This window comes from Massilia sp. UYP34, from assembly GCF_056279385.1.
Genome location: NZ_JBWBRF010000017.1, coordinates 14,650 through 27,825 on the forward strand (window position 1 = coordinate 14,650; position 13,176 = coordinate 27,825).

12 protein-coding genes, 1 tRNA gene and 1 pseudogene are annotated in these 13,176 nt (G+C 66.0%); 8 read left to right on the forward strand and 6 right to left on the reverse strand.

What is annotated here, in order from left to right:
* Positions 1-39 precede the first annotated feature (39 nt).
* The 7 genes and pseudogenes from tilS to ACZ9AQ_RS19895 all read left to right on the forward strand — a co-directional run bounded on the left by tilS (position 40) and on the right by ACZ9AQ_RS19895 (position 6,806).
* Positions 40-1,401, forward strand: a complete 1,362-nt coding sequence (tilS, locus tag ACZ9AQ_RS19865; RefSeq protein WP_476108326.1) for a tRNA lysidine(34) synthetase TilS — start codon at positions 40-42, stop codon at positions 1,399-1,401.
* 148 nt (positions 1,402-1,549) lie between these two features.
* Complete coding sequence (locus ACZ9AQ_RS19870; protein WP_429204996.1) at positions 1,550-2,797, forward strand: aspartate kinase; 1,248 nt, start codon at positions 1,550-1,552, stop codon at positions 2,795-2,797.
* Positions 2,798-2,895: 98 nt separating this feature from the next.
* Positions 2,896-2,988, forward strand: a tRNA-Ser gene (locus tag ACZ9AQ_RS19875).
* 166 nt (positions 2,989-3,154) lie between these two features.
* Positions 3,155-3,829 carry a tyrosine-type recombinase/integrase gene (locus ACZ9AQ_RS19880; protein WP_429204994.1) on the forward strand — a complete coding sequence of 225 codons (675 nt, stop codon included), beginning with the start codon at positions 3,155-3,157 and terminating at the stop codon, positions 3,827-3,829.
* Positions 3,721-4,398, forward strand: a complete 678-nt coding sequence (locus tag ACZ9AQ_RS19885; RefSeq protein WP_429204993.1) for a tyrosine-type recombinase/integrase — start codon at positions 3,721-3,723, stop codon at positions 4,396-4,398. The genes ACZ9AQ_RS19880 and ACZ9AQ_RS19885 overlap by 109 nt, the downstream gene beginning before the upstream one ends.
* A gap of 40 nt (positions 4,399-4,438) precedes the next feature.
* Positions 4,439-4,607, forward strand: a pseudogene (locus ACZ9AQ_RS19890) (IS4 family transposase); the annotation flags it as partial.
* A gap of 138 nt (positions 4,608-4,745) precedes the next feature.
* The gene (locus ACZ9AQ_RS19895; protein WP_429204992.1) at positions 4,746-6,806 is read left to right on the forward strand and encodes a TonB-dependent receptor; all 2,061 of its coding nucleotides are present in this window, start codon (positions 4,746-4,748) and stop codon (positions 6,804-6,806) included.
* Between the two features lie 95 nt (positions 6,807-6,901).
* On the opposite strand, the gene ACZ9AQ_RS19900 is transcribed toward ACZ9AQ_RS19895, so the two are convergent.
* The 5 genes from ACZ9AQ_RS19900 to ACZ9AQ_RS19920 form a co-directional block, all read right to left on the reverse strand.
* Positions 6,902-7,540, reverse strand: a complete 639-nt coding sequence (locus ACZ9AQ_RS19900; RefSeq protein WP_429204990.1) for a superoxide dismutase — start codon at positions 7,538-7,540, stop codon at positions 6,902-6,904.
* Between the two features lie 230 nt (positions 7,541-7,770).
* Entirely contained in the window at positions 7,771-8,097 is a 327-nt protein-coding gene (locus ACZ9AQ_RS19905; protein WP_429204988.1) for a DUF3325 family protein, read from the reverse strand.
* Complete coding sequence (locus tag ACZ9AQ_RS19910) at positions 8,090-9,769, reverse strand: PepSY-associated TM helix domain-containing protein (protein WP_429204986.1); 1,680 nt, start codon at positions 9,767-9,769, stop codon at positions 8,090-8,092. The genes ACZ9AQ_RS19905 and ACZ9AQ_RS19910 overlap by 8 nt, the downstream gene beginning before the upstream one ends.
* Position 9,770: 1 nt before the next feature.
* The gene (locus ACZ9AQ_RS19915; RefSeq protein WP_429204985.1) at positions 9,771-10,079 is read right to left on the reverse strand and encodes an iron uptake protein; all 309 of its coding nucleotides are present in this window, start codon (positions 10,077-10,079) and stop codon (positions 9,771-9,773) included.
* Between the two features lie 227 nt (positions 10,080-10,306).
* Positions 10,307-10,798, reverse strand: a complete 492-nt coding sequence (locus ACZ9AQ_RS19920) for a nuclear transport factor 2 family protein (protein ID WP_429204983.1) — start codon at positions 10,796-10,798, stop codon at positions 10,307-10,309.
* Positions 10,799-11,173: 375 nt separating this feature from the next.
* Between ACZ9AQ_RS19920 and ACZ9AQ_RS19925 the strand changes: the two genes are divergently transcribed.
* Positions 11,174-11,470: a hypothetical protein gene (locus ACZ9AQ_RS19925; RefSeq protein ID WP_429204981.1), complete on the forward strand. Its 297-nt coding sequence runs from the start codon at positions 11,174-11,176 to the stop codon at positions 11,468-11,470.
* A 157-nt stretch (positions 11,471-11,627) separates the two neighbouring features.
* Here the strand turns inward: ACZ9AQ_RS19925 and ACZ9AQ_RS19930 are convergent, their stop codons facing one another.
* Entirely contained in the window at positions 11,628-13,172 is a 1,545-nt protein-coding gene (locus tag ACZ9AQ_RS19930) for an aryl-sulfate sulfotransferase (RefSeq protein ID WP_429204979.1), read from the reverse strand.
* Positions 13,173-13,176 lie beyond the last annotated feature (4 nt).

The following is a 13,176-nucleotide window of genomic DNA, read 5'->3' on the forward strand; positions in this document are numbered from 1 at the left end:
GACCCGGCCGGGCTGGTCCCGGCAACGTTCGCGCAGGCCATGCCTGGCCTGCGCGCCAAGTACTCCCCCCACTCCATGGCAGTTGCCTGCAGCGGCGGCCTCGATTCGATGGTCTTGCTGCGGCTGGCGCACGACTGGTGCGCGCAGCAGGGCGTGCGGCTGCATGCCTTCCACGTGCATCACGGACTGAGTCCGCATGCCGACGACTGGCGCGCGCACTGCGAGCGCAGCGCGGCCTCGCTCGGCGTCGGCTTCGACCATCGGCGCGTGACGATCCCCCGTGACGGCTCCGGCGTCGAGGCCGCGGCGCGCAAGCTGCGCTACGCCGCACTGGGCGAGATGTGCCGCGCGCATGACGTCCAGCTGCTGCTCACCGCCCACCACCTGGACGACCAGGCCGAGACCGTGCTGCTGCAATTGCTGCGCGGCTCGGGCGCCGCCGGGCTGTCGGGCATGGACGCGGACAATCTCGCGCCGGGCCTGCTGGGCGGCGCCGAGCTGGCGCTGGCGCGGCCGCTGCTGACGCAGCCGCGCGCGGCGCTGGAGGCGTTTGCGCGCGCGCATGCGCTGGCCTGGGTCGAGGACGAATCGAACCAGGACCCGCGCTACACCCGCAATGCGCTGCGCCACCAGGTGATGCCGGCGCTGGCGGCGAACTTCCCCGGCTTTCAGGCGCGCCTGGCGCGCGGCGCGGCCCACGTGGCCGCGGCCCAGCGCCTGCTCGACGAGCTGGCGGCCGCCGATCTGGCGGCCTGCCAGGACGGCGACGCCATCGATCTGGCTTATCTGGCCGCGCTGAGCGCCGAGCGCATCGACAATTTCATGCGCCACCTGTTCACGGTGCGTGGCCTGGCGATGCCGTCGACCGCGTGGCTCAACGAGATGGTGGCGCAGCTGTTCTCGGCGCGCGAGGATGCGCAATTGAAGGTCACGCATCCGGGCTGCCATATCCGCCGCCACCGCGGCAAGCTCTACCTCACGCCGCACCTGCCGGAATTGGCCGGCATGCGCGACCCGGACGATGTCGGCGTGCTCGACCGGGAAGGGCAGGCGTTCCGCTGGCAGGGCGAGGCGTCGATCGCCTTCCCGGACTACGGCGGCGTGCTGCACTTCGCGCGCGCGGAGCAGGGGTTCGACGCGGCCTGGCTGCGCGCGCAGACCCTGACCATCGACTTTCGCAAGGGCGGCGAGCGCCTGAAACCCGCGGCCAACCGGCCGTCGCGCAGCCTGAAGGCGCACTACCAGGCGCTGGGCGTGCCGGCGTGGGAGCGCGAGCGGCTGCCGACGGTGAGCCGCGACCGCGACCTGCTGTTCGCGGCGGGCATCGGCATGGATTGCCGGCACTGGTCGGTGACTGGCCGGGAATTGATCGGCCTGCGCTGGGAAGTGATCCTCGGCTAGATTGTATAGGCAAGTGTATTCCGAAAACGCATTAGGTTATTTTCTTTCCATATAGCTTTTTCGGTCGCCAAGCCTTGTGATGCCGCGTTGCAGCATGCTACATTAAGAGTCTTCTTTTCTCTTTACACAAGCTGGAACCCTTCCTGATATGGCTTTAATTGTCCACAAATATGGCGGCACGTCGATGGGATCGACGGACCGTATCAAGAATGTCGCGGCCCGGGTGGCCAAGTGGCATGACGCAGGTCACCAAATCGTCGTGGTTCCGTCCGCGATGTCGGGCGAGACCAACCGCCTGATTGGTCTGGCCAAGGAAATCATGCCGCAGCCGGACCCGCGTGAACTGGACATGATCGCCTCGACCGGCGAGCAGGTGTCGGTGGGCCTGCTGGCCATGGCGCTGCTGGCCATCGGCAAGGATGCGGTGTCCTACACTGGCTGGCAGGCGGGTATTCGCACCGACTCGTCGTTCACCAAGGCGCGCATCCAGTCGATCGACGACAGCCGCGTGCTGCGCGACGTCGCTGCCGGCAAGATCGTCATCATCACCGGTTTCCAGGGCGTGGATGAGGAAGGCAATATCTCGACCCTGGGCCGTGGCGGCTCGGATACGTCGGCAGTGGCGATTGCCGCCGCGCTGAAGGCCAAGGAATGCCTGATCTACACTGACGTCGACGGCGTCTACACGACCGACCCGCGCGTGGTGGACGAGGCGCGCCGCCTGTCGAAGATCACGTTCGAAGAAATGCTCGAACTGGCCTCGCTGGGCTCGAAAGTGCTGCAGACGCGCTCGGTCGAGTTCGCCGGTAACTACCAGGTGCCGACGCGCGTGCTGTCGTCGCTGACCGATCCCCTGATGCCGCTGGAAGAAGAAGCCCAGTCCGGCACCCTGATTTCGTTTGAGGAAGAAAGCAATATGGAACAAGCCGTCATCTCCGGCATCGCGTTCAATCGCGACGAAGCAAAGATCACCGTCCTGGGCGTGCCGGACAAGCCGGGCGTGGCGTACCACATCCTGGGCCCGATCGCCGATGCGAACATCGAAGTCGACATGATCATCCAGAACCAGTCGGTGGACGGCAAGACCGATTTCACCTTCACCGTGCCGCGCAATGACTACGTGCGCGCGATGGGCGTGCTGGAGAGCCAGCAGCAGGCGCTGGGCGCAACCCGGGTGCTGGGCGACGCCAAGGTGTCGAAGGTGTCGGCGGTGGGCGTGGGCATGCGCAGCCACGTCGGCGTGGCGTCGCAGATGTTCCGCACCTTGTCGGAAGAGGGCATCAACATCCAGATGATCTCGACCTCGGAAATCAAGATCTCGGTCCTGATCGACGAGAAATACATGGAACTGGCCGTGCGCGCGCTGCACAAAGCATTTGGCCTGGAGCAAGGTTAACAAATTTCAAAATTTTTGGGCGTGCGTTCTTGACGCATTGAGGTCCAGCCCTTAAGATGCCTGCACTCAGCGCTGACGTGCAAACGCCGGCTCTGATGGGAGACGTGGCCGAGTGGCCGAAGGCACTTCCCTGCTAAGGAAGCATACGGCTTATACCCGTATCGTGGGTTCGAATCCCACCGTCTCCGCCAGATCAAGGTCCCAGATGTTTAGGGACATCAAAGAACCCGCTGATCTCATAGAGAAAGCGGGTTTTTTGTTGCCTAATACTGTCCAGTGTCATCCCCCGAGAGCCAGCATTCCTGGGGGCTCGTTTGGGGGCCTCGTTGGGGTCCCCTTGGACAGGAGGCCCCCAAAATGCCCAAGCGCGTACCGCCGCTGACCCAGCTGCAGATCAAGAACGCCAAGCCTCGCGAGAAGCCCTACAAGCTCGCCGATGGTGGGGGCCTCTACCTCGAGGTCACCCCGGTCGGCGGCAAGCACTGGCGCATGAAGTACCGCCAGCCCAACGGCAAGGAAAACAAGCTTCATTTCGGCGCCTTCCCGGCAGTATCGCTGCTTGACGCGCGTGAGCGGCGCGACAGCGCCCGCCAGCTCCTGGCTGCGGGTGCCGATCCGGCGCGCGTGCGCGACGAGCAGGCGCGCCAGGCACGAATGGCGGCTGCAAACACTTTCGAGCAAGTGGCGCGTGAATGGCACCAGACAATGCTTGCGCAGTGGCAGGCCCAGACCGCCCGCGATATCCTTCACCGCTTCGAACAGGACGTCTTCCCGCAGATCGGGAAGCTGGCCGTCACCGAGATCCGGTCGCGTGACGTCATCGATGCCATCCGTGCGGTCGAGCGCCGTGGGGTACTCGAGATCGCCAGCCGGCTTGCCGCAACTGTTCAAGGGTATTCAGGTACGCGATGCGTTGCGGACTGGTGGAGCGCAACCCCGCTGAGCACTTGCGCGAGGTGCTGGCGCCAAGGGAGAAGGGCCACTTCGCCGCGATCGGGTCGGATGGGCTGCCGGAGTTCCTGCGCGCCCTGAACGCGAACGAGGCCTGCATGGGGCTGCCTGTGCGGGTCGCGATGCGCCTGATGCTGCTGGTGTTCGTGCGCACCTCCGAGCTGATCGAGACGCCGTGGGCAGAGATCGACCTGGAGACGGGCGAGTGGGTCATCCCGTGGCGTCACATGAAGCGCGGGAAGCGGCGCATCAACCCGGACAAAACGGACCACCATGTATGCCTGTCGCGGCAGGGCCTGGCCTTGCTGCGGCAGCTGCACCGGCTCACCGGCGGCGGCACCTGGCTGTTCCCCAACATGCGCGACCCAAAGCGCCCGATGAGCGATAACGCCTTGCTCAAGGCCCTGGAGCGGATGGGGTACAAGGGCGACATGACCGGGCATGGCTTTCGCTCGCTTGCCATGAGCACCTTGAAGGAGCGGCTGGGCTACCGGCACGAGGTGCTGGACCGCCAGCTCGCCCACGCGCAGAAGGACAAGCTGGAAAGCGCGTACGACCGGGCTAGTTACCTGGAGGAGCGGCGCGCGATGATGCAACGCTGCGCTGACTACCTCGGTAATCCCCCTATTTTCAGAGCGGGCTTTAAGTAGAAAATGCTACTTCTGAACGCTCTCTTTTTGTGGGGGGATTACCACTTCACGCAGCCGTACCATCGAAGGCGTCTATCAGGAGATCTGGGGGAACACTGACTGCTTACGATCCGATACGGCTGGAGATCGCCAAGGCAGCATTGGAAGTGAAGTGTGAGCCGACCGAAATTAGCTTCATCCGTGCCTTCCACGTGATCCAGTACGAACTGGCGCCCCAAGCTCGGTGTTGGTGACTGCGCCGTCCGCTAAAGGAGCAGGCGCGGGCTTGTCATTGTTATTGAGAATGGGTTATCATTATCGGATTGATGTACCGGCATCCCATTCCGCTTGCTCCTTAACTTCCGATAATGAAACCAAAGCTTCTTTCCCTGGCGCTGGGCCTGTCCTCGCTCGCGCCCGCCGTCCAGGCGGCCGACCCCACGATCGTCATGGGCGAGGTGCGCGTCAGCGCCCAGCGCGACGCCGGCGCGCTGCGCTCGAGCGCCGTTCTGACCTCGGTCGACGTGCTCGGCGCCGACAAGATCGAGGACAAGAACGTGAGCAATAGCTGGGAGCTGGTCGGCCAGCTGCCCGGCATCCAGCTCACCGAGACCCGCATGGGCGCCGAGTCCGGCAAGGCGAGCTTTCGCGCCTTCAACGGCGAGGGCTACATCAACGGCATCAAGGTGCTGATCGACGGCATTCCGAGCAACGTCAACAGCGGCAACCAGCGCTTCATCGACATGATCTTCCCGCTGGAAGTCGACTATATCGAGGTGGTGCGCGGCACCAACGACCCGCGCTATGGCCTGCACAATATCGGCGGGAACATCAACTTCGGCACCCGCCAGGGCGGCAACTACCTGGACGGGCGCTTCACGGCCGGCAGCTTCGCTACCCGCGAGGTCCAACTGGCCTACGGGCGCGAAGCCGATGGTTTTTCTCAGAACTATTTTCTGGCCAAACAGGAAAGCGCCGGCTACCGCCGCGCGCACGGCGATTCCGACAAATACTCTGTCGGCGGCAAGTGGTTCCTGACCTCGAAGGACAAGTCCGTGAGTGGCGGCGTGATCCTGCGCACCTACCGTCACGACGCCGACGAGCCCGGCTTCCTCACGGCTGCGGAACTGGCCCGGGACCGGCGCCAGTCGCCGGCCAAGAACGCCAACGATGTCACCAGGCGCGACATGCACCATGCCAGCGCGCACCTGGACTGGCAGATTTCTCCGCATGCCTTCCTGAGCAGCAAGCTGTACTACAACGAATACCACGACGACCGCCGCGTCACCTTCACCAGCAACCCGGCCGGCCACGCCCCGCGCCAGCGCCGCCTGTGGGACGAGCAGCAGGTCGGCTTCATGAGTACGCTCACCTGGCGCGTCGCCGAGCGCGTGACGTTCGATGGCGGCGTCAATACCGAGCGCCAGGACAATGGCTACGTGCGCCAGCGCTATCGGTATGCGATGCCGAGCGATTTCAGCACCCCGGCCGCGATCCAGAACGACGACCGCTACCAGCTCAACAACGTCGGCGCCTATCTGCAGGCGGTCATCAAGGCCACCGATACCCTCAAAATCGTGCCGGGCTACCGCGTCGACCGCTTCACGGGCAGCAGCTCCCTGCCGGGCGCGCCGGCGACCGGCATGACGGCCGGCCTGCAGGACTACGGGTGGATCAGGCAGCCCAAGTTCAGCATGGTGTACAGCCCCGCGGCGGACGTGAGCGTGTACGGCAACTGGGGGCGCACCTTCCAGATCCTCACTGGCTCGGTCGGGCCGGCCTACCTGGTGCCGGGGCAGGCGCGGTTCGACGCCTCGATCAATACCGGCAAGGAAGTCGGCATCAAGTTGAAAGCCGGCGCGCAGAGCGACCTGCGCCTGGCGATCTGGCGCCAGGATGCGACCGGCGAAGTGGCGAACATGCCGGCCACCGGCACCACGGTCGGCCTGGGCGAGACGCGCCGCGAGGGCATCGACCTGCAACTGTCGGGCAAGATGACGGACAAGCTCGCGCTGTGGGCCTCGCATTCGCTGCAAAAGGCCGAGGTGGTGAGCGCCTTCGGCGCCGACGGGGTGTCGCTCGCCGGCAAGGAAGTATTCTCGACGCCGCGCCGCATCAGCAATGTGGGCCTGGACTACCACCCGTCCGCGCGCTGGCATCTGGGCGTGCAGGGCCGGGCCCAGGGCGATTACTTCATCGATGGTCCTAACGAGCTGGGCAAGTATGGCGGTTTCGTGCTGTTCGACGCCAACGTGCGCTATGCGTTTACGCCGCGGGTCAGCCTCGACGTGCAGGTCAAGAACATCGCCGACCGCCGCTATGAATATGCGTGGTACGACAATTTCTTCTGGCCGGCGAGCCAGGCGCAGCCGATGTATTCGTCGGGCAACGGGCGCGCCGCGTATGTGTCGCTGAACGTGAAACTGTAATTCTTGTGGCGGTTTCAATGCAAAAAGGGCGCGCCGACTGGCGCGCCCTTTGTTCAGAAACCGGTCGGCTAAACCGGCCCGCTTGGCTGGCTCGCTTAGCCGGCCCGGCCGCCCAGCGCCGCTTCATAGCGGCGTTCGACTTCGGCCCAGTTGATGATGTTGAAGAAGGCCGCGATATAGTCCGGACGCTTGTTCTGGTATTGCAGGTAATAGGCATGCTCCCACACGTCCAGGCCCAGGATCGGCGTGCCGCCCGACATGCCGGCGAACTCGCCCATCAGCGGACTGTCCTGGTTGGCGCTGCTTTCGATCAGCAGCTTGCCGTCCTTGCCCAGGGTCAGCCAGGCCCAGCCGCTACCGAAGCGGGTCTGGGCAGCCTTGGTGAAGGTGTCCTTGAAACGGTCGTAACCGCCGAGATCGTCGTCGATGGCTTGCGCCAGCTTGCCCGAGGGCTGGCCGCCGTCCGGGCTCAGCACGGTCCAGAACAGCGCGTGGTTGGCGTGCCCGCCGCCGTTGTTGCGCACCGCGGTCTGGATGTTCTGCGGCAGGGCGCCGATATTGGTGATCAGCTGTTCGACCGGCACCTCGGCCACATTGGCCTCGGCCAGGGCGTTGTTGACGTTGGTGATATAGGTCTGGTGGTGCTTGGTGTGGTGGATTTCCATCGTGCGCGCATCGAAATGCGGCTCGAGGGCGTCGTAGGCATACGGCAGGGGCGGCAGTGCATAAGGCATGATCATTCTCCGTTCAGATGGTTGGGAACACTGTTCCGGCATGAGACGTTGCACCGGGACCGGTCGGTCCCGCGGTTTGCATGTGCTGGTCGTATTACACAGCCTCAAGAGCACTCGAGGTCAAGTGGAATGCGTGCCCAGCGTGGCTGCACGATTCGGCGACTTTCTTCAGCAACATGCTCGCCATGCGGGCGACCGGCGAGAAGGGGCCGCGCGAGCGCGTCCCGGGCTCACCGGGCGCCTGGTCCTGTCCAGAATACCAGCATCCCGAGGATGCTGGCGCGCCAGGTGAGCGTGAAGGCGATCGTGAGCGTGGCGCCGGCCAGCGCCATGCACCATACCAGCACCGCGATCGATGGCGAATCGACCGTCAGGCACAGGACCAGCGACAACAGCAGGGCCGCCGCGCCGCCCAGGCGCAGGGTCTTGACCAGGGCCCCGGAGCGGGGCGCCGCGCCCCTTGCCTGGGCCCAGTGCACGTCCATCGACAGGGCGAGCCAGCCCATGCCGGCGATGCAGGCCAGCAGGGCCAGCAGCAGGAGCAGCGCATCAGGCATGGCCAGCCTCCAGGGTCGCGTTCGCGACCGCCAGCGGGCGCGCCTGGCGCCGGCGCAGCTTGCGCGCGGCCAGCAGCGCCAGTGCGGCGCCGGCGAGCATGAACAGGTCGGCGCCAGCCACCGGCCAGTAGCCGGCGGCGATGGTGCGCAGCAGGTGGTCGCCGGTGGTGATCCAGTTGAGCACCGGCGCCGCCGCCGCCAGCACGGCGATGGCCAGGCATTGTTCGCGCCAGGCCGGGGCCAGGCGGCCTTCGGCGACCGCGGCGGTGCGCCAGAAGGCGTGCGCGCCGGCCACCACCCAACTGCCCCAGAACAGGGTTTTCTCCATGGCGCCGCGCAGCGGCCAGCCGGCCGGCATGACGTCGGGCAACAGGCGGTTGGCGATCAGCATCACCAGGGTGGCCACCAGCATGCCGGTGACGACCGTGACGGCCATCGCGTCGACCAGCCGCGCGCCGCGCACGCCTTGCTTCGCGTGCTGGCGCTTGCGCTTCTCGACGAAAAAGAACAGGCCGGTGGCGATGCAGGCGCAGCCCGACAGGCCGCCCAGCACGTACAGCCAGCGCAGCAGCCAGTGCTTGAAGTGCTGCAGGTGCAGGCCGGTCAGGAATTCATTGATGCGCGCCACCACGGACGGCGGCGGATCTTCGCGCAGCAGCTCGCCGGTGGCGGCCTTGAAGTGGATGCCTTCGCCGGTCAGCTGGACGCGGTCGGTGCCGGCGCGGTACACGCTGACGTAGCCGTTGGCGTCGCCGACGTGCTGTATGTTCAGGTAGCCGACATCGCCGGCCATGCCCCTGGCGGCCCAGCGGCGCTGGGCTTCGGCCACCATGGCGTCGACCGAAGCGAGCGGGGCCGGGACGCCGGCGCGGTCGTGCGGCAGGCCGGTTTCCTTCGATTCGACCAGTTCGTGGCGGTCGTGCAGCGGCGCCAGTTGGGTATGCGTGACCGGGAAATAGATGTAGGCAAATATCACCAGGCCGGTGAAGGCGAAGAAGAAGTGGAAGGGCAGGGCCACGACGCCGGTCAGGTTGTGCAGGTCGAGCATGCTGCGCTGGGTGCTCTTGTTTGGACGGAAGGTGAACAGTTCGCGAAAGATCTTGCGGTGCATGATGACGCCGGTGACCAGCGCCATCAGCATCATGAGGGCCGAGAAGCCCACGATCCAGTAGCCGACGTTCTTCCAGTCGAGGGTCAGGCTGTAGTGCAGCGGATAGAAGAATTCGCTGCCGATCTTGAGGCGGTCCACCGGCAGGGCCTCGCCCGTGCGCGGATCGACCGTGCGGTTGGCCCAGATCGCGGTTTCATGGTCTTTCGCGTTCGGCACTTCATAGCCGGCGAACAGCAGCAGCACCGGATCGCGGTGGGTGGTATACGCGCCCCAGCTGCGCGGCGTGTCGAAGCGGGCCGGCAGCGGGCCGTCGGCCAGCGGCGCTGTCATGGCGCGGGCGGCGGCGTCGGGCTGCATCTCCTTGAAGATCGGCGCCAGCATCTTGTCGAACGACGGCATCGGCTGCGGTTCGTAGCGGGTGTCGGGAATGGCCCAGCGGTCGATCTCACGGTCGAACACGGACAGCGAGCCGAAGAAGAACACGACCATCAGCACCAGGCCCAGCGCCAGGCCGAACCAGGTGTGCAGCCAGGCCATCGTGTGACGCAACTGTGGGAACATGTCAGACCCCCGACGCAATGATCAGGCTCTGCAGCCACCAGGCTACCGCGCTCATCAGCGCGCCGCCGCCCACCAGCACCAGCGCCACCTGGCGCAGCCCGCGCGCGGCGAACGCCACCAGGAAGGCGCTCAGGAAGACCAGCAAGCCGATGATATAAGAAAGGTGCTCGGCATCATGGAATTCCATGCCGGCGCTGTACAACAGGGCGATGCCCAGGGCGACGACGCCCCAGGTGAAGGCGTAGCCGCCGAGAATGGCCACCGCTGTGCGCGAGGCGATGTGGCGAGGCGTGAGAGTCAAGGAGGTCATGGTCGCGCTGGCTGGGCGTGGCAAGAATGAATGAATCGCCAATGAGGCGGGAATGAGAATCATTCTCATGATAAGGCCATCACGCCGCGTTGACAAGCGGTTACATCGATGTTGAACGCGATCGTGGCGGGCATGCATCGGCCCCCTGCGTGCGCGTGTGGGTGCGCGACCGGCCCGTCCTGCTGGCGTGGCGCCAGGAAGCCGCGCTGCACCTGGCGCTGCGGCTACTAGCGCTGCACCTCGCACCGCGCGTCGCGCTGGGTGGCCGGGAGACGAATCTCGGTGTTCTGCTGAACCGTATTGCGCCAGCCATCCGGCCCCAGCACCCACATGCGCACGTAGCGTCCGCGCAAGCGGCCGGCGTCTTGCGTCTCGGCCCGGAAACGCCCGGTGACCAGCGCCGCGCGGCCATTGTCGAACGTCCGGATTTCCATGTCGTCGACTTCGTAGGAACGCAATTCGAACTCATCGCGGCTCAGCAGTTGCAGGAATTCGGTCTTGGTGCGCGAGCGGCCGCCGGTCTCGACGTGGTAGTAGTCGCCGCTGATCAGCTTGCGCAGCGTGGCCACGTCGCGATTGGCGACGGCCTGGGCGCGTTGCTGTTCGGCCGCGCGCAGCGCCGCCAGGTTGGCTGCGGCCGCATCGCCCGCTGCGGGGCGGGCGCCTGCCGCGCCAGCCAGAGCGGACTTTGGTACGCCGGCCTGGGGGACCCGCTCCACCCCGGCGGCTGGCCGGGAGGCGGCAAGGCAGAGCAGGGCAGGCAGCAAAACTGAAAGAGAGCGCATGGTGGGCGTGAAAGTGGAGGCATAGCAATTATATAAATTCTTGCAGGTAAGTTTGTAACAGATTTTTGCAGATTGTGACGCGGGGCGGCAGGCGTCGCGTGCGAGAGAATCGCCCCAAGAACGCCGACGACGGCCTGGACGTGGCCAGAAAATCAGCGCGGCTGCGTCTTGCCGCTTTCGCCCACGCCGCAACAGGGGTAGGATTTAGAACATGGCATGCGCGCCGGGCGGCGCCGGTCTGCCACGCGCAGAACGCCAGGAAACCTCCAGGAGAACACCATGCATGGCGCTGGTTCACAGGCTGCTCTCGTGCAAAGGAACTCGCTGTGCGTCGATCTGCTGCGGGTGGGCCTCGCGACCGCGATGATCCTGCTGGCGCCGCTGGTCGCCATGCAGTTCACGCGCGAAGTCGCATGGACCGCCGGCGATTTCGGCGCCGCCGCGCTATTGCTCTCTGGCGCCGGACTGGCCTGCCTGCGCACGGCGCGCCGGATGGCGCGCCGGCGGCCGTGGCAACGGCTCGCCGTCGTCGGCGTGCTGGCGCTGGGATTTGCCGCGCTGTGGGTGGAGCTGGCGGTCGGCGTGTTCTTTGGATTCGGTAGCTGACGCCCCGCTGCGCGGGACGCGCGTGCGCACGGGCGGGGCTGCATTTGCCGCATTCGCCGCATTCGCCGCGTCGGCGGCTTCTACGGCGTCTGCGGCGTCTGCGGCTGCAAGAACGGCGGCGCTTCGTCGCCAACCGCTGCCGTTCCTGCCGCCGCCTTCAGCGCAGGCGCAGTTCCTCCAGCCGCAACGGTTGGGCGATGAACGCCGCGCCGCAGGCCGTGCTCGGGTAGGCGTAGTCGAAGGCGATCTGGCCTGCGCCATCTACCGCCACCAGCCGCGCCTGGGTGCGGTCCGCCAGCGACGAATACGCCACCAGGTAATTGTCCGGTGCAGTTTCATAGGCTGACGAGCAAATGTCTGACAGTAACTCACGGTCGACATCCCAGGTCCAGACTTCGCGCGCGGTGCGCGCTTGTTCGTCGATCGCATAACGCGACGGCGTGCTGTAGCGGCGGTTCTCGCCCGCCGGCGCGCCCGCTGGCTGGTTGAGGCTGGCGAGGCCGTTATCGAACAGCAGCAGTTCGCGGTTCGGGGTGACCGACAGCGAATGCTGGCCGATCGGCGCCTTGCCCTCGGTGACGCGCAGGGCCAGGGCGCGCAGCGACGGAAAGTTGACGTACCAGTGCTTGCTGGTGTTGCCCAGCAGCCAGCGGATGGCGCCCGTCTCGTAGTCGAGCTTGACGACGAAGTTCTCGCGGCTCGAGATCAGCAGCGCATTGTCGTGGGCATCGTAGATGGCCGAGTTCATGTGGAACCAGTCGATACCGTCGCGCACGAAGTCGTCGGGATTGTCGCCGCCGGCGCGCATCGCCGCGCGGAAGATCTGGCCCATATCCCATTCCTTCAGCACCCGCCCCGAGATATCGATCTCGGCCAGGATCGACTCCACCAGCTCCACTCCGCCCACCAGGGCGTCGAGTTCGGCCAGGAAACCGGTCTTGCCGCGCGCCAGTTCATGGTGGAAGTTGGTGAAGCGCGGGTCGTCCAGACGGCTGCTGCGCACGGCGCCGTCGACGCCGACCTGGTGCAGCAGCGGGGCGTCCTGGTCGCCGACATAGAAGGCGTCGTCGCCGAACAGCGCGGAAAAGGAGTTGCCGGGCGCGTTGCCGGCCCAGCGCAGTTGGCCGTCGCTGTCGAGGATGACCGGCGTCGTGAAGCCGTTATTGATCAGCATGTACTCGACGCCGGGCGAGGCCGCCCCGCGCGCGGTGCGCACCTCGGGCGTGGCATAGACCGTGGCCGGACCGGTGTAGGGGCCGGTGGCCACCGCCACTTGCGCCACGTGGGCCGAGCCGTCGCGAAAGCGCGTGGTGAGCGTGAGCGCGTTGCGGTGGTTGGCGTACAGGCCGAAGACGGGGAAGGCGATGCGCTTGCCGGACGCGTCCCAGGCCGCGCGCCGGCCCAGCCAGGCGCGATCGTAGGTGACCGCGACCGGCCGCGAATGCGAGCCTGGACGGCCGGCGATCGTGTAGTGCACGCTGTCGACCTGAGCGAAGTCGTCCAGCGTATAGCTCAGCTGCGCCACGAACGGCGTGGCGCCGGCGGCCTGGGCGATGGCGCCGATCCCGGCGCGTTCAGCCTGGGGCTTGTCGTCATCGTCGCTGCCGCAGGCGGACAACAGGACAGTCATCACTATCCAGAGCAATAGCGTGGCCGGCGACTTCATCAGCGCATTCATCGACGCATTCATCGACGCATTCATGAAT